Source organism: Cereibacter azotoformans, from assembly GCF_021391315.1.
Taxonomy (GTDB): Bacteria; Pseudomonadota; Alphaproteobacteria; order Rhodobacterales; family Rhodobacteraceae; genus Cereibacter_A; species Cereibacter_A azotoformans.
The window spans coordinates 2,729,496-2,745,361 of sequence record NZ_CP090021.1 but is presented as its reverse complement, the minus strand read 5'-3'; the positions used below and the strand labels follow the sequence as shown (position 1 = coordinate 2,745,361).

The 15,866-nt window shown below is 68.2% G+C and carries 13 protein-coding genes; 7 read left to right on the top strand and 6 right to left on the bottom strand.

Annotated elements, in window-relative coordinates; translation table 11 throughout:
* The first annotated feature begins 173 nt into the window (after positions 1-173).
* The 6 genes from LV780_RS13735 (at position 174) to LV780_RS13710 (ending at position 7,944) form a co-directional block, all read left to right on the top strand.
* Positions 174-1,781, top strand: coding sequence for an ABC transporter substrate-binding protein (locus LV780_RS13735; protein ID WP_108222007.1), 1,608 nt, complete (start codon positions 174-176; stop codon positions 1,779-1,781).
* An 82-nt stretch (positions 1,782-1,863) separates the two neighbouring features.
* Positions 1,864-3,468, top strand: a complete 1,605-nt coding sequence (locus tag LV780_RS13730; protein WP_108222005.1) for an ABC transporter substrate-binding protein — start codon at positions 1,864-1,866, stop codon at positions 3,466-3,468.
* Between the two features lie 67 nt (positions 3,469-3,535).
* Entirely contained in the window at positions 3,536-4,501 is a 966-nt protein-coding gene (locus LV780_RS13725; RefSeq protein ID WP_108222003.1) for an ABC transporter permease, read from the top strand.
* A 12-nt stretch (positions 4,502-4,513) separates the two neighbouring features.
* Positions 4,514-5,392 carry an ABC transporter permease gene (locus LV780_RS13720; RefSeq protein WP_108222002.1) on the top strand — a complete coding sequence of 293 codons (879 nt, stop codon included), beginning with the start codon at positions 4,514-4,516 and terminating at the stop codon, positions 5,390-5,392.
* A gap of 3 nt (positions 5,393-5,395) precedes the next feature.
* Entirely contained in the window at positions 5,396-7,018 is a 1,623-nt protein-coding gene (locus tag LV780_RS13715) for an ABC transporter ATP-binding protein (RefSeq protein WP_108222000.1), read from the top strand.
* Positions 7,019-7,158: 140 nt separating this feature from the next.
* The gene (locus LV780_RS13710; protein WP_108222044.1) at positions 7,159-7,944 is read left to right on the top strand and encodes an ion transporter; all 786 of its coding nucleotides are present in this window, start codon (positions 7,159-7,161) and stop codon (positions 7,942-7,944) included.
* Positions 7,945-8,307: 363 nt separating this feature from the next.
* Here the strand turns inward: LV780_RS13710 and LV780_RS13705 are convergent, their stop codons facing one another.
* Positions 8,308-9,531, bottom strand: a complete 1,224-nt coding sequence (locus LV780_RS13705) for a glycosyltransferase (RefSeq protein WP_108221998.1) — start codon at positions 9,529-9,531, stop codon at positions 8,308-8,310.
* A 210-nt stretch (positions 9,532-9,741) separates the two neighbouring features.
* On the opposite strand from LV780_RS13705, the gene LV780_RS13700 reads away from it, so the two are divergent.
* Positions 9,742-9,948, top strand: a complete 207-nt coding sequence (locus LV780_RS13700; RefSeq protein WP_011909795.1) for a hypothetical protein — start codon at positions 9,742-9,744, stop codon at positions 9,946-9,948.
* A gap of 11 nt (positions 9,949-9,959) precedes the next feature.
* On the opposite strand, the gene LV780_RS13695 is transcribed toward LV780_RS13700, so the two are convergent.
* From LV780_RS13695 to LV780_RS13675, 5 genes are read right to left on the bottom strand one after another with little or no spacing between them, the layout of a single operon-like run.
* Complete coding sequence (locus tag LV780_RS13695; RefSeq protein WP_108221996.1) at positions 9,960-10,181, bottom strand: formate dehydrogenase subunit delta; 222 nt, start codon at positions 10,179-10,181, stop codon at positions 9,960-9,962.
* Positions 10,171-10,986 carry a formate dehydrogenase accessory sulfurtransferase FdhD gene (fdhD, locus tag LV780_RS13690; RefSeq protein ID WP_108221994.1) on the bottom strand — a complete coding sequence of 272 codons (816 nt, stop codon included), beginning with the start codon at positions 10,984-10,986 and terminating at the stop codon, positions 10,171-10,173. The genes LV780_RS13695 and fdhD overlap by 11 nt, the downstream gene beginning before the upstream one ends.
* Entirely contained in the window at positions 10,983-13,865 is a 2,883-nt protein-coding gene (gene fdhF / locus LV780_RS13685) for a formate dehydrogenase subunit alpha (RefSeq protein WP_108221992.1), read from the bottom strand. Before fdhF ends, fdhD begins: the two co-directional genes overlap by 4 nt.
* On the bottom strand, positions 13,862-15,391 hold the full coding sequence (locus LV780_RS13680) for a formate dehydrogenase beta subunit (protein ID WP_011909799.1): 1,530 nt from the start codon (positions 15,389-15,391) through the stop codon (positions 13,862-13,864). The genes fdhF and LV780_RS13680 overlap by 4 nt, the downstream gene beginning before the upstream one ends.
* Entirely contained in the window at positions 15,388-15,861 is a 474-nt protein-coding gene (locus LV780_RS13675) for a formate dehydrogenase subunit gamma (RefSeq protein ID WP_108221990.1), read from the bottom strand. The genes LV780_RS13680 and LV780_RS13675 overlap by 4 nt, the downstream gene beginning before the upstream one ends.
* Between the last annotated feature and the right edge of the window lie 5 nt (positions 15,862-15,866).

Below are 15,866 nucleotides of genomic sequence, written 5' to 3'. Positions count from 1 at the left end.
GCTTGCGAGGCATTCTGGCGGTTGCTCGATTGATTGGTCAATCAGTTTGTTGACAGGTTCCGATTTCCGCGTATCGTCGCTTTGACAAGATCGCCGGCGCGACGGATGGCTGCCCAAGACAGCCGCAACCCGGTGGGACTTCCAACGATAACCGAATCTGACAGGGTGAACACATGAACAAATCGCACCACCTGATGATGGACGATCTGGTCACGCGACTGCGACGCGGACAGCTGTCGCGCCGCGAGTTTCTGGCCCGCAGTTCGGCGCTGCTGGCGGCCGGGGCCGTGGTCGGCCTGCCGGGTGGATTGCGTGCGCAGGAGGCCGCGCCCAAGGCCGGGGGCTTCATGCGTCTGGGCCTGCACAATGCCTCTCAGAACGATAATCTCGACCCCGGCAGCTGGTCGACGAGCTGGACCGGCGCCTCGTTCAACGGCGGTGTCTATAACAACCTTGTCGAGATCCTGCCCGACGGCTCGGTCGCGGGCGATCTCGCCGAGAGCTGGGAGGCCGAGCCCGGCGCAAAGGTCTGGCGCTTCAAGCTGCGGTCGGGCGTGACCTTCCACAACGGCAAGAGCCTCGACGCCGAAGATGTGCGCCAGTCGCTCGAACACCACATGAAGCCGGACTCGACCTCCGGGGCGCGCGCCATCGTCGAGCAGATCGAGACGATCGAGGTCGAGGGGTCGGATACGGTCCGCATCACCCTCTCGGAGGGCAATGCCGATCTGCCCTATCTGCTGTCCGACTATCACCTGTCGATCTATCCGGCCCTCGACGGCGGCGGGATCGACATGGAGAGCGCCAACGGCACCGGGGCCTTCACCCTCGAGAGCTTCGAGCCGGGCATCGCCACCCGCCTCAAGCGCAACCCGAACTATCACAAGAACAACAAGCCCTATCTCGACGAGGTGGAGTTCATCAACATCACCGACGCCACGGCCCGGCTGAACGCGCTGCTGACGGGCGAGGTCGATTTCATCCAGGATCTCGACATCCGCAACGTGGCGATGGTCGAGCGCAGCGGCGATTTCTCGGTGCAGCGCATCCCGAGCCTGCGCCATTTCACCTTCGACATGGACACGCGCGTCGCGCCCTTCGACAATCCCGACGTGCGGCTGGCGCTGAAACATGCGCTCGACCGGGACGACGTGATCGAGAAGGTGTTCCTGGGCGAGGCCACGAAGGGCAACGACAATCCGGTGGCCTCGATCCAGAAGTTCCACCACGAACTGCCCGCGCGCGACTACAGCGTCGAGAAGGCCAGGGAGCATCTGGCGAAGGCCGGGCTCGATCAGGTCAGCGTTGATCTGTCGGTCGCCGAGAATGCCTTTGCCGGCGCCATCGAAGCGGCGACGCTCTACCAGCGGCATGCGGCCGAGGCCGGCATCACGATCAATATCGTCCAGGAGGCGGCCGACGGCTACTGGGAGAATGTCTGGCGCAAGAAGCCCTTCTGCGCCGTCGATTACTTCGGCCGCGCCACGGTCGACTGGCTCTTCTCGACGAGCTATGTCACCGGGGCGCCCTGGAACTCGGGCTGGTCGAACGCGCGGTTCGACGAACTGCACCAGATGGCCCGCGCCGAGACCGACGAGGCCAAGCGCATGGCCTGCTACGCCGAGATGCAGGAGATCCTGCGCGACGACGGCAATGTCATCACGGTGGCCTTCGTGAGCTGGCGCAATGCCGTCTCGAACCGCATCGGCTTCGGCGAGGTCGGCGGGCTGATGCCGCTCGACAACATGCGGATGTGCGAGCGGTGGTGGGTCAAGGACTGAGGCCCGGCCGGTCCGTTCCCGGGAAGCGCGGCGCGCGCCGGGCTCACGTTCCGACATTATCGTTCAGGGCGGAGGAAACCTGATGCGCTACCCCACGGGCCCCATCGGCGGGCCGATCCCGGTGCGGGCCCTGGGCCTCGCACCCTCGCGGCGGGCCTTTCTCGGCGGCGCGGCCGTCCTGGCCGGCGCCTTCTGCCTGCCCGCCTCGCTCCGGGCCGAGGAAGGGCCGAAGCGGGGCGGCCGGCTGCGCTACGGCGTCAATGACGGCTCGCAGCAGGATTCGCTCGAGCCCGGAAGCTGGGCGACGGTGATGTGCGGCGCGGCCTTCAACGGGGCGCTCTGCAACAACCTCGTCGAGCTTTTGCCGGACGGGTCGCTGGCGGGCGATCTGGCCGAACGCTGGGAGGAGGCGGAGGGGGCGACCCGCTGGACCTTCACGCTGCGCAAGGGCGTGACCTTCCACGACCGCCGCCCCTTCACGTCCGAGGATGCGCGGCAATCGCTGCTTCACCACATGGGCGAAGACAGCACCTCGGGCGCGCTCGCCATCGTCAGCCAGATCAAGGAGATCGCGGTCGAGGGCGAGGACCGGCTGATCGTGACACTCACGCAGGGCAATGCCGACTTCCCCTATCTGCTGTCGGACTATCACCTGTCGATCTTCCCGGCGAAGGAGGGGGGCGGCATCGACTGGGAAAGCGGCATCGGCACCGGCGCCTTCCGGCTGGACAGTTTCGAGCCCGGCGTCGCGGTCCGGCTGGTCCGCAATCCCCGCTATCACAAGCCGGGCCTGCCGCATTTCGACGAGGTCGAGTTCATCGCGATCCCCGACCGGGCGGCCCGGCTGAATGCGCTGCTGACCGGCGAGGTCGATGTGATCGAGGATCTCGACATCCGCAACGTCCCCCTCATCGAGCGCAACCCCGATCTGGTGCTGCACCGCACGCCGAGCCTGCGGCACCTGACCTTTGACATGAACTGCCAGACGGCGCCCTTCGACCATCCGGCGGTGCGTCAGGCCCTGAAGCTCAGCCTCGACCGCGAGGATGTGATCGCCAAGGTCTTCCTCGGCGAGGGCGAGACCGGCAACGACAATCCGGTGGCGCGGATCATGCCCTTCCGGGCCGAGACGCCGCCCGAGCACCGCTACGACCCCGAGGCCGCGCGGGCGCTTCTGGCCGAGGCCGGGATCGAGGGGCTCACGGTCGATCTCTCGGTCGCGGAGTCGGCCTTCCCCGGCGCGGTCGAGGCGGGGGTGCTGTTCCGCGAGCATGCGGCGCGCGCCGGCATCACCATCAACCTCGTGCAGGAGGCCGATGACGGCTACTGGGACAATGTCTGGCTGGTGAAGCCTTTCAACGCCGCGGACTGGTATGGGCGGGTCACGCTCGACTGGCTGTTCGCGACCTCCTACACCTCCGACGCGCCCTGGAACAACACGGGCTTCCGCAACTCCCGATTCGACGAGTTGCATGCGGCGGCGCGGTCGGAGACCGATCCGACCACGCGGGGCGCGCATTATGCCGAGATGCAGCAGATCCTGCATGACGAGGGCGGCGTGATCACGGTGGCCTTCGTCTCCTGGCTTCTCGCCATGTCCCGTGCCATCGGCCATGGCGAGACCGGAGGGATCCTGCCCGCCGACAATCACCGCTGCGCCGAGCGATGGTGGCGCACCGACATCTGATGCCTTCGGGTGGGCGGACCTGCCCGACCGTGCCCTCTCACCCGATCCCTGCCGGAGACTGCCGAGTATGAACAGAACTTCCCATCCGATCTTGTCCATGGTGGTCAGTCGGGTCGGTCTGGGGCTTCTCAGCCTCCTTATCGTGTCTCTGGTGATCTTCTTTTCCGTAAGCCTGCTGCCGGGCAGCTATGCCTCGGCCATCCTCGGGCAGAATGCGACGCCCGAGGCGGTGGCGGCTCTCGAGACGAAGCTCGGCCTCGACCGGCCGGCGCTCTGGCGCTACCTGAGCTGGCTCGGCGCGGCGGCGACGGGCGAGCTCGGCCAGTCCTTCGCCGGCCGGCCGGTGATGGCGGTGCTGGGGCCGCGGCTGCTCAACACGATCACGCTGGCCTCGATCACGGCCGCCATCGCCGTGCCGCTCGCGATCACGCTCGGCGTGATCTGCGCGCGGTTCCGCGGCCGGTTCATCGACCGCTTCCTGTCAACCTCGACGCTCGCCTCGATCTCGCTGCCCGAATTCTTCGTGGCCTATCTCATGATGATGATCTTCGCCGTGAAGCTGCAGTGGTTTCCCTCGATGGCGGGGATCCGCAACAGCATGGATCTGGGCGAGCAGCTCTACCGCATGGTGCTGCCGATCCTGACGCTTCTCCTCGTCATCCTCGCGCACATGATCCGCAACACGCGCGCGGCGATCCTGTCGGTGATGTCGAGCCCCTATGTCGAGATGGCGCGGCTGAAGGGCGAGTCCGAGGGCCGGGTCGTGATGCGTCAGGCGCTGCCCAACGCCATCGGCCCCATCGCGAGCGTGGTGGCGCTGAACCTCGCCTATCTCATCTCCGGCGTCGTCGTGATCGAGGTGGTCTTCGTCTATCCGGGCGTGGGGCAGGCGATGATCGATGCGGTGCGCAACCGCGACGTGCCGGTGATCCAGGCCTGCGCGCTGATCTTCGCCACGGCCTACATCGGCTTCAACCTGTTGGCGGACATCGTCTCGATCGTCAGCAATCCGCGCCTGCTGCATCCGCGCTGAGAGAGGGGTATCATGGACCAGAGCATCGACGCCCGCCCCGCCACGCCGTCGCGCCTGACCCGCGCCCGCAGGCTCCTCGCAACCGCGCCCTTCACCGCGCGACTGGGAATGGTCCTCCTCGCGATCTACGCCTTCGTTGCGATCTTCGCGCCCTGGATCGCGCCCTATGGCGAGGTCGAGGTGGTCTCGCGCATACCCTTCGACGGCTGGAGCGCCGAGCATCTGCTGGGCACCGACCAGCTCGGCCGGGATTTCCTGTCGCGGCTGATCTTCGGCGCGCGGAACTCGATCTCCATCGCCCTCGTGACCACGCTGATCTCCTTCGGGATCGGCTGCCTGCTCGGTGTCTTTTCGGCGCTGATCGGCGGCTTCGTCGATCAGGCGATCTCGCGCTTCGTGGATGCGCTGATGTCGGTGCCGGATCTGATCTTCATCCTGATGATCCTGTCGATCTTCGGCAATTCGATTCCGAACCTCATCCTCATCATCGCCGTGCTGACCTCGACCCGCTTCTTCCGCATCTCGCGCGCGGCGGCGCTGAACGTGGCGAGCCTCGATTTCGTCGAGGCGGCCCGGGTGCGCGGTGAAAACCTGCTCTGGATCTCGGTCCACGAGGTGTTCCCGAACGTGCTGCCGCTGATCCTGTCCGAGCTCGGGATGCGCTTCTGCTTCATCTTCCTGTCCATCGCGGCGCTCTCCTTCCTCGGCGTGGGCATCCAGCCGCCGATGGCGGAATGGGGCTCGATGGTCCGGGACAATGCGGCCCTCATCAACATGGGCGATATCACGCCGCTGATCCCGGCGGCCTCCATCGCGCTCCTCGCGATTGCGGTCAATTTCGTGGTCGACTGGCTGCTGAACCGGGTCAGCGGCCTGAACGAGGAGGGCTGAGCCATGGCTTCCGACCAATCCCCCGCCGTCCTCGAGATCCGCGACCTGAGGATCGAGGCGAAATCCTCGGACCACTGGTCCCAGATCGTCCGGGGAGTGAGCCTGACCCTGCGCAAGGGCGAGGTGCTGGGGCTTGTGGGGGAATCCGGCGCTGGCAAATCCACGGTGGGGCTCGCGGCCCTCGGCTACCTGCGGCCCGGAGCGCGTGCGAGCGGCGGCTCGGTGCGGCTGATGGGCACCGAGCTTCTCGCCATCCCCGAGGAACAGCGTCGCCGCCTGCGCGGCACGAAGGTGGCCTATGTGGCGCAGAGCGCGCAGGCGGCCTTCAATCCGGTGCATCGCTTGATGGATCAGATCACGTTGGTGGCGGTGGATCGCGGCGGCCTCTCGCGCGCGGAGGCCGAGAAACGGGCGGTGGCCCTCTTCACCGCGCTGCAGCTGCCCGACCCGCAGAATTTCGGCGCGCGCTACCCGCATCAGGTGTCGGGCGGCCAGCTGCAGCGGGCGATGGTGGCGATGGCCATGATCTGCAATCCGGCGCTGATCGTCTTCGACGAGCCGACCACCGCGCTCGATGTGACGACGCAGGTCGAGGTGCTGATCTCGATCCGCAAGGTGATCGCGGAGTTCGGCGTGGCCGCGATCTATATCACCCACGATCTGGCGGTCGTGGCGCAGATCGCCCATCGCGTGGCGGTCCTGCGCTATGGCGAGGTGGTGGAGGAGGCGCCGATCGCCGCGATCATGGATCACCCCGAGCATCCCTACACGCAGAGCCTCTGGGCGGTCCACGAGATGCCCGCGAACGACCCGGAAACCCAGGAGACGCCCCGCGCGCCGCTTCTGTCGGTCGAGGGTCTCGGCGCGCGCTTTGGCACGTTCGAGGTGCTTCAGGACATCGACCTGCGGATCGGGCGCGGCGAGACGGTGGCGCTGGTGGGCGAATCCGGCTCCGGCAAGTCGACGCTCGGCCGGGTGATCGCGGGGCTGAAGGCGCCCTCGGCGGGGCGGGCCCTCTTCGACGGGGCGGCGCTGCCCCCAAAGCTGCGGCAGCGCCCGCTCGAGCTGTTGCGCCGCATCCAGATCATCTACCAGTCGGCCGATACGGCGCTGAACCCGCGCCAGACGGTGCGCGCCATCGTGGGCCGGCCGCTGACCCTCTATCAGGGGTTGCGGGGCGTCGCGCGCGAGAAGCGGCTGATCGAGCTTCTGCGCATGGTCGAGCTTGATGCGAGCCATGCCGACCGGCTGCCCGGCCAGCTCTCGGGCGGCCAGAAGCAGCGCGTGGCCATCGCGCGGGCGCTGGCGGCGGAGCCGGAACTCATCATCTGCGACGAGATCACCTCGGCGCTCGACAAGGTGGTGCAGGCCGACGTGCTGCGGATGATGATCGGGCTGAAGGAACGTCTGGGCGTGTCCTACCTGTTCATCACCCACGACCTCGAGGTGGTGCGCGCCATTGCGGACCGGGTGGTTGTGATGCAGCACGGCCGCATCGTGGAGCAGGGCGAGAAAGGCAGGGTCTTCGCGCCGCCGCACGAGCCCTACACCGGGCGGCTCCTGGCCTCGGTCCCGGACATGGCGGTGGGCTGGCTCGACCGGATCATCGCGGGCCGCGCGGCCTGACCCGCGGGCCTTGCGGATCCTGCGGCGGTGAACCTCAGGGCCTGTGGTGCGGGTGGCGTGACCCTCAAGTGGGCCATCCCCTTGCCGGAGCCGGCCCGTTGCGCACATATCGCGTCGCAAAGGCAGAGCGCGAGGACGAGATGACAGTGCGGGAAACGGTAAGAGCGTGGATTGAGGCGCCGGCGGTGCGGCAGGGGATCATCGCGGTGATCCTTCTGAATGCGGTCCTGCTGGGGATGGAGACATCGCCCACCCTGATGGCCGCGGCCGGATCGCTGATCCTGACGCTGGACCGGCTGTGCCTTGCGATCTTCGTGCTGGAGCTGGCCCTGAAGATCTATGCCGAGCGGCTGCGGTTCTTCCGCTCGGGCTGGAATCTCTTCGACTTCGTGATCGTGGGCATCAGCCTGTTCCCGGTTGGGCAGGGACTGTCGGTGCTGCGCGCGATGCGCATCCTGCGGGTGCTGCGGGTGATCTCGGTCGCGCCGCGGCTGCGCCGGGTGGTCGAGGGCTTCATCACCGCGCTGCCCGGCATGGGTTCGGTCTTCCTGCTGATGGCGATCATCTTCTACATCGCGAGCGTCATGGCGACCAAGCTGTTCGGCACGGCCTTTCCCGAGTGGTTCGGCGACATCGGCCAGTCGGCCTATTCGCTGTTCCAGATCATGACGCTGGAAAGCTGGTCGATGGGCATCGTGCGCCCGGTGATGGAGCTTTATCCCTATGCCTGGGCCTTCTTCGTGCCCTTCATCATGGTCACGACCTTTGCGGTCGTGAACCTGCTGGTGGGCCTTATCGTCAACTCGATGCAGGACGCCCATTCCGCCGAGGATGTCTCGCGGACCGATGCCTACCGCGACGAGGTGCTGACGCGCCTTGCCGCCATCGAGGCGCGGCTGACCGCGGGCGACGAGACGCGCGGCTGACCGCCAACGCCCCCTCCTGGGCGATGAGCGCCGACACGGTGCAGGTGTGGAGAGCGCCGCTTCGGGATCGAGCCGCTGGAGGTTCCGGATCTCCCCGCCCGCGTCGAGGATCCGGACGGCGAGGCGGCTTGCGAGGCCCCGGTGTATGCCCATGGCGCCGGCCACCCCCGGACCGGCGGACATGCCATGCCCAGGAACGATGCAGGGGCCGCTATGACCAACCTTTCCGCCACCCCCTCGGCAGCGCCGCACCGTGCGGTTGGGCGCCGCCGGTCGGGCGGATTGTGCGTTCGCTTCGGGATGACGCCTTCAATGTCCACCACCTACGGAACACGATCGCCGTCCTCGGAACCGTTGCCGTCATCAGAGCCCATCGGCGACATGTACCGCTTGTTGCGTGACGGAGATCAACTGCGCCAGCCTCGCGGCCTCGCGGTTGATGTCGTGCCGCTCCAGCACGCGGAGGCGCGCGAGGCGGCCCATCTCGGCCAGAATATCGAGCGGCGTCTCGGCGAGGCGCTTGATCGCACGGGCGAGCGCCGTCGCATCTCCGGCCGGCACGAGATGACCCGTCTCCTCGGGCAGAACCAGCTCGGGGATGCCGGCGACCATCGTGCCGATCACCGGACGACCGGCGGCCATCGCCTCCATCACGACCATCGGCAAGCCCTCGGCAAAGGAGGGCAGGATCAGCGCCTGCGCCGCGGCCAGCTCTTGACGGACCCGGCTCTCGTCGGTCCAGCCGGTGAGGGTGACACGGCGCGCAAGCCCCCGCTCGGCGATCATCGCCTCGATCCGGCCGCGCAGGGGACCGTCTCCCACCAGCGTGAGATGCAGGTCGGGAAGTTGCGGAGCGGCCAGTGCAATGGCCTCGATCAGGAGCGCGAAGCCCTTCTGCTCGGTGATCCGGCCGACCGCGACGAGGCGCGGCCCGGTGGCGGGCAGGGGCAGGCTCTCGGGGAAGGCTTCGGGCTCGATCCCGCAATGGACGACATGGATGCGCCGCCAGTCGGCCGGCTCGGCCCACCTGTAGAGCTGGCTGCGCCCATAGGAGCTGATGGCCACCGTGAAGGCCGCGCGTTGCATCTTGATCGTCAGGTTGAGGGCAACGGGGGAGTCGAACTCGTCGGGACCGTGAACGGTGAAGCTGAAGCGGGGTCCGCCAAGCGCCTCGCACAGCATGGCGATGCTGGCGGCGGCGCCGCCGAAATGGGCGTGGACATGGGTGATGCCGAGCATCCGGGCCCGCTGGGCAAGATGGGCCGCGAAAAAGAGAAACACGGCATACCGGAGCCGGCCGCCCTGCGAGCCGCAGCGCGCTGCCAGCCGCATCCCGCCCCAGCCGTCCCGCGGGTGCCGGACCAGCCAGCCCAGGGCCGAGAGGAGGAGGCGAAGGGGCGGCTCGCGCAGCAGATGTTCGGTGGCGTCGTCCTCAACGAAATCGGCCGGATCCGCCAAGGCTGTACGTTCGCTGCGCACGGCGAAGCGGTGGATGCGGTGGCCCGCCCTCTCCAGCGCGCGGATCTCGCGGCGGATGAAGCTGTAGGAGGCGCGGGGATAGGTATTGACGAGATAACCAAGGCGCATTGCTGGAAAACCGGCGGAAGAATGATCCCTGAATAGGCCGCGCCCAGACCTCTGCCTAGTCCCGCGGCCGAGTGACGCTGCGGGAAGCGCCGTCTGCCGAATCATCCGAAAGCGGTGCGATTGCCACGATTGCGCCGCAAACCTTCCGCCAATTTGCGCAGATCACCCCTCAGCTTCAGCCATAGGATCAAAGCAGCAGAGGATTTGCCGATGGCCTTCGGAATCGTCTTCTCCAGCCTCGTCACGGGCCTGAGTCTCGCCGTCTGGGGGCTTTGGCAGGGCTACTCGATCCCCGCGGCGTTGCTTCTGCACATGATGGGGGGAACGCTCGGGGCCCTGCTGTTCCTCGGCATCGCCGTGATGCGCCCCACCGCGCGGCAGCCCTACCTGCGCGCCGAGGGCGGCGCGGCCAACTGAGGCGCCCGGTGTCAGACTTCCGCCGGTCGCCGGATCTCCTGCGCGGCCTCGAGCACCAGGGGATGCAGGCCAGCCCGCCCCTCGTCGATCAGCGCCAGCAATTGCCGGCGCATCCGCGGCTCCCAGAAATCGTTGATGTGGGCCGCGGTGCCTGCGACGGCTTCCGCGCGCGGCCGGGACGCGAAGAAGGTGGCGATCTGGTTCGCCATGTAGATCAGCTTGTCAGGCGACATGGGCGGCCTCGTCGGGGGTGATGCGCTGGGGATGGGTGAAGACCTCGCAGCGGTCGCCGCGGGCCATGGCCACGAGAGTGAGGCCGGCGTCCTCGGCCATCCGCACCGCGTGCGCCGTCGGGGCCGAGACGGCGATCAGAACCGGCGCCCCGAGGCGGGCGCATTTCTGCACCATGTCGATCGACACCCGGGACGTCAGGACGACGGCTCCGCGCCCGGCGGCGACGCCCTGCCGAAGCAGCGCCCCGGCCAGCTTGTCGAGCGCATTGTGCCGGCCCACGTCCTCGCGCACGGCGACCAGCCCTTGTCCGGACATCCAGAACCCCGCCGCGTGAACCGCGCGCGTCGCGTCATGGAGCGGCTGGTGATCGACAAGCCCGCCCACGGCGGACAGGCAATCCCGCGCGCCGAGGCGGACAGAGCTCGCCACCGGGGGCGGCGGTCGCAGCGCCTCTTCGAGGCTGTCGATGCCGCAGAGGCCACAGCCGACCGGGCCCGCCATCCGGCGGCGGCGCGCGGCGAGGCGCGCCTCGGCCTCGGCCGTGAGCCAGATCTGCAGGTCGATCCCCCGCGGCGTCTCGACCGGGGTGAGGCTCTCGATCTCCTCCGGCCGAGCGAAACCTTCGGTCAGTGCGAAGCCTGTGGCGAAGTCCTCAAGGTCGGCGGGGCTGGCCATCATCACCGCCTGCGTCGTGCCGTTGAAGCTGAGCGCGACCGCCACCTCTTCGGGCAGGCAGCGGGCGCCCGGCTCGGCCCGCCCCGGCGAAAGGGCGAGCCGCGGCAGGATCTGGCGCGTCGCGGTCATTCGGCCGCCGGCAGGATGCGGCGGGCCAGTTCGGACTGCAGGCGGTAATCCTCCTGCCAGTCCGAGGGACCGTTCGAGGGCGAGACCTGCACCGCCGTCACCTTGTATTCGGGGCAGTTGGTCGCCCAGTCCGAAAAGTCGGTCGTGATGACGTTGGCCTGCGTCGCGGGGTGGTGGAAGGTCGTATAGACCACGCCCGGAGAGACCCGATCGGTGAGTTTCGCGCGCAGCGTCGTCTCGCCCGCGCGCGAGGCAAGCCGCACCCAGTCCTCGTCCTTGACCCCCCGCACCTCGGCGTCGTGGGGATGGATCTCCAGCACGTCCTCGGGGTGCCAGATGCTGTTCGCCGTCCGCCGCGTCTGGGCCCCCACGTTGTATTGCGAGAGGATCCGCCCCGTGGTCAGCAGCAGCGGGAAACGCGGGCCGGTCCGTTCATCCGTCGCCACATATTCGGTGCGGATGAACCGTCCGCGCCCGCGCACGAAACCTTCGACATGCATGAGAGGCGTGCCCAGCGGGTGCTCTTCGTCGCAGGGCCACTGGATCGAGCCCGCCTCTTCCAGCCGCTCGTAGGAGACCCCGGCGAAGGAGGGCGTGGTGGCCGCGATCTCGTCCATGATCTGGCTCGGGTGCGTGTAGCCCCAGCCCGCGCCGAGCGCGTTGGCCAGCATCTGCGTCACTTCCCAGTCGGCGAAGCCGTTCTTCGGCGCCATGACCTTGCGCACGCGGTTGATGCGCCGCTCGGCGTTGGTGAAGGTGCCGTCCTTTTCCAGGAAGGACGAACCCGGCAGGAAGACATGGGCGTAGTTGGCGGTCTCGTTCAGGAAGAGGTCATGGACGATCACGCATTCCATCGCCGCAAGGCCCGCCGCGACATGGCGGGTGTCGGGGTCCGATTGCAGGATGTCCTCGCCCTGGCAATAGAGACCCTTGAAGGTGCCCTCGACCGCGGCATCGAGCATGTTGGGGATGCGCAGGCCCGGCTCGGGGTCGATCTCGACGCCCCAGAGCCGCTCGAACACCTCGCGCGCGGCGTCGCTCTTCACATGGCGGTAGCCCGGCAGTTCGTGCGGGAACGAGCCCATGTCGCAGGAGCCCTGCACGTTGTTCTGCCCGCGGAGCGGGTTGACGCCCACGCCCGGCCGCCCGATGTTGCCGGTGAGCATGGCAAGGTTCGCGATGCCGATGACGGTGGTCGAGCCCTGGCTGTGCTCGGTCACGCCCAGCCCGTAGTAGATCGCGGCGTTGCCGCCGGTGGCATAGAGGCGGGCGGCGGCGCGCAGCTCGGCCGCGGGCACGCCCGTCAGCGCCTCGACCGCTTCGGGCGAATGGCGGGGATCGGCGGCGAACTCGGCAAAATCCTGGAACTCGTCCCAGTCGCAGCGTTCGCGGATGAATGTGTCATCCGCCAGCCCCTCGGTCACGATCACATGGGCGAGCGCCGTGACCACGGCCACGTTGGTGCCCGGTCTCAGCGCGAGGTGATGGGCCGCGGCGGCATGCGGGCTCCTGACGAGATCAATGCGCCGCGGGTCGATGACGATCAGCTTTGCGCCCTGACGCAGCCGCTTCTTCAGTCGGCTTGCGAAGACCGGGTGGCCGTCGGTCGGGTTTGCCCCGATCACCATCACCACATCCGAGGCCTCGACGGAATCGAAGTCCTGCGTGCCGGCCGAGGTGCCGAAGGTCTGGCCAAGCCCGTAGCCGGTGGGCGAATGGCAGACGCGGGCGCAGGTGTCGGTGTTGTTGTTGCGGAAGACCGCACGGGTCAGCTTCTGGACGAGGTAGGTCTCCTCGTTCGTGCAGCGCGACGAGGTGATGACGCCGACCGACTGGCGGCCGTGCTTCTGCTGGATCGCGGTCAGGCGACGCGCGGCAAAGCCCAAGGCCTCGTCCCAGCTCACCTCCTGCCACGGGTCGTGGATCGACTCGCGCACCATCGGCTTCAGGATCCGGTCCTTGTGCGCCGCATAGCCGTAGGCGAAACGGCCCTTGACGCAGGAGTGGCCGTGGTTGGCCTTGCCGCCCTTGTAGGGGACCATCCGAACCAGCTCGTCCCCCCGCATCTCGGCCTTGAACGAGCAGCCGACACCGCAATAGGCGCAGGTGGTCACGACCGCGCGCTCGGGCGTGCCGATCTCGATCACCGACTTCTCCTGCAGGGTGGCGGTCGGGCAGGCCTGCACGCAGGCGCCGCAGCTCACGCAGTCGGAGGTGAGGAAACTGTCGCTCGCCATGCCGGCCGACACGCGGCTGTCGAAGCCGCGGCCCTCGATCGTCAGCGCGAAGGTGCCCTGCACCTCCTCGCAGGCCCGCACGCAGCGCGAGCAGACGATGCATTTCGACGGGTCGTAGGTGAAATAGGGGTTCGACTCGTCCTTGGCCATCCACTGCGGGTTCAGGTCGCCGCCGGCGTTGCGCGGGGTGAAGTGGTTTTCCACCGCCTCGTAGCGCACGTCGCGCAGACCCACCGCGCCCGCCATGTCCTGCAACTCGCAATCGCCGTTGGCGGCGCAGGTCAGGCAGTCGAGCGGATGGTCGGAGATGTAAAGCTCCATCACGCCGCGGCGGAGCTGCTTCAGCTTGGGGGTCTGGGTGCGCACCTTCATGCCCGGCGTGACGGGCGTGGTGCAGGAGGCGGGCGTGCCCGCGCGGCCCTCGATCTCGACGAGACACAGCCGGCAGGAGCCGAAGGCGTCGAGGCTGTCGGTCGCGCAGAGCTTCGGCACCGAGATGCCCGCCTCGGCCGCGGCCCGCATCACCGAGGTGCCCGCAGGCACCGTCACCGGAAAGCCGTCGATCTCGAGCGTCACGGTCTCGGTCGCGCGCGAGGCGGGTGTGCCGAAGTCACGGTCGTCGGGAAGGATGAAGTCTTTCATTCGGCTGCCTCCTTCATCGGGGCGAAATCGTCCGGGAAGTGGGTGAGGGCGCTCATGACCGGATAAGGGGTGAAACCGCCCAGGGCGCAAAGCGATCCCGATTTCATCGTGGCGCACAGATCCGTGAGAAGCGGGATCGCCGCCGCGTCGCCGCGGGCGATCCGGTCCACCGTCTCCATGCCGCGCACCGCGCCGATGCGGCAGGGCGTGCATTTCCCGCAGCTCTCGATGGCGCAGAACTCCATGGCGAAGCGCGCCTGCTTCAGCATGTCGGCCGTATCGTCGAAGACGACGATGCCGGCGTGCCCCACAAGGCCCTCGGCGCCCGCGAACTCCTCGTAGCAGAAGGGCGTGTCGAAGAGGGCGCGCGGGAAATAGGCCCCCAGCGGCCCGCCGACCTGCACCGCCTTGACCGGCCGCCCCGAGGCGGTGCCGCCCGCGATGTCATCGACGATCTGGCCGAGGCTCATGCCGAAGGCGATCTCGAACAGGCCGCCGCGCTTCACATTGCCCGCGATCTGCAGCGGGATCGTGCCGCGCGACCGGCCGAGGCCGAAGTCGCGGTAGTAGGCCGCGCCCTTCTGGAAGATCACCGGGATCGAGGCGAGCGAGATCACGTTGTTGACCACCGTCGGCTTGCCGAGGAAGCCCTCGAGCGCCGGAAGCGGCGGCTTGGCGCGCACCACGCCGCGCTTGCCCTCGAGCGAGTTCAGAAGCGACGTCTCTTCGCCGCAGACATAGGCCCCCGCGCCGACGCGGATCTCCATGTCGAAGGCGCGCCCCGAGCCCATGACCGAGGGACCGAGCAGCCCGTGGCCGCGGGCGATGCGGACGGCCTCGATCATCACCTCGACCGCATCGGGATATTCCGACCGCATGTAGACATAGCCGCGCGTGGCGCCGGTGGCGAGGCCCGCAATGGTCATGCCCTCGATCAGGGTGAAGGGGTCGCCCTCCATGATCATCCGGTCGGCGAAGGTGCCGCTGTCGCCCTCGTCCGCGTTGCAGACGATGTACTTCTGATCCGCCTGCGCCTCGGAAACGGTCTTCCACTTGATGCCGGTGGGAAAGCCCGCGCCGCCCCGCCCGCGGAGCCCTGACTCGATCACCTCCTGCAGGATCTCGGCGCGGCTCATGCCGATGGCGCGGTGGAGCCCCTCGAAGCCGCCGTGCGCCTCATACTCCTCGAGGCAGAGCGGATCGGTGATCCCGCAGCGCGCGAAGGTCAGGCGGGTCTGCATCATCAGCCAGGGCAGTTCCTCGGTCGGGCCGAGCGCCAGCGGATGCCGTTTCCAGTCCGCATCGAACAGGGCGGGCACGTCCTCCGGGGTGACAGGCCCGAAGGCCATGCGCCCGGCCTCGGTCTGGATCTCGACCAGTGGCTCGAGCCAGACCATCCCGCGCGACCCGTTGCGCACCAGCGTGAGCGGCAGGCCGCGCCGCCCGGCTTCGGCCTCGATGGCCGCTGCGACCGCGTCAGCGCCCACCGCCTTTGCCGCCGCATCGCGGGGGACGTAGATCCTCATGCCCGCACCTCCTCGAGGATCCGGTCGAGCCGGGCATCATCCACCCGTCCCACGACGCGCCCATCGACCAGCGCGGCCGGTGCGCAGGCGCAGAGGCCGAGGCAGAAGACGGGCTCGAGCGTCACGCCGCCGTCGGCCGTCGTCTGGTGCCAGCCGATGCCCAGCCGCGTCTGCGTCGCCTCGGCCAGCCGGTCGGCGCCCATGGACTGACACGCCTCGGCCCGGCACAGCTTGAGGACATGCCGGCCGTGCGGACGGGTGCGAAAATCGTGATAGAAGCTCATCACCCCATGCACTTCCGCGCGCGAGAGGTTCAGCCGCTCGGCAATCCGGGGCAGCGATTCGAGCGGGACATGGCCGAACGCCTCCTGCACGGCATGGAGGATCGGCAGGAGCGGACCCTCCAACCCCTCGTGCGCATCGAGAATTTCATCGACGCGCGCGCAAAACTCCGCTTCGGCCAGACGCATGCGGC

Coding starts and splice junctions, on each gene's coding strand:
- LV780_RS13735 (WP_108222007.1), top strand. CDS start 174: ATGAACAAATCGCACCACCTGATGATGGACGATCTGGTCACGCGACTG.
- LV780_RS13730 (WP_108222005.1), top strand. CDS start 1,864: ATGCGCTACCCCACGGGCCCCATCGGCGGGCCGATCCCGGTGCGGGCC.
- LV780_RS13725 (WP_108222003.1), top strand. CDS start 3,536: ATGAACAGAACTTCCCATCCGATCTTGTCCATGGTGGTCAGTCGGGTC.
- LV780_RS13720 (WP_108222002.1), top strand. CDS start 4,514: ATGGACCAGAGCATCGACGCCCGCCCCGCCACGCCGTCGCGCCTGACC.
- LV780_RS13715 (WP_108222000.1), top strand. CDS start 5,396: ATGGCTTCCGACCAATCCCCCGCCGTCCTCGAGATCCGCGACCTGAGG.
- LV780_RS13710 (WP_108222044.1), top strand. CDS start 7,159: ATGACAGTGCGGGAAACGGTAAGAGCGTGGATTGAGGCGCCGGCGGTG.
- LV780_RS13705 (WP_108221998.1), bottom strand. CDS start 9,531: ATGCGCCTTGGTTATCTCGTCAATACCTATCCCCGCGCCTCCTACAGC.
- LV780_RS13700 (WP_011909795.1), top strand. CDS start 9,742: ATGGCCTTCGGAATCGTCTTCTCCAGCCTCGTCACGGGCCTGAGTCTC.
- LV780_RS13695 (WP_108221996.1), bottom strand. CDS start 10,181: ATGTCGCCTGACAAGCTGATCTACATGGCGAACCAGATCGCCACCTTC.
- fdhD (WP_108221994.1), bottom strand. CDS start 10,986: ATGACCGCGACGCGCCAGATCCTGCCGCGGCTCGCCCTTTCGCCGGGG.
- fdhF (WP_108221992.1), bottom strand. CDS start 13,865: ATGAAAGACTTCATCCTTCCCGACGACCGTGACTTCGGCACACCCGCC.
- LV780_RS13680 (WP_011909799.1), bottom strand. CDS start 15,391: ATGAGGATCTACGTCCCCCGCGATGCGGCGGCAAAGGCGGTGGGCGCT.
- LV780_RS13675 (WP_108221990.1), bottom strand. CDS start 15,861: ATGCGTCTGGCCGAAGCGGAGTTTTGCGCGCGCGTCGATGAAATTCTC.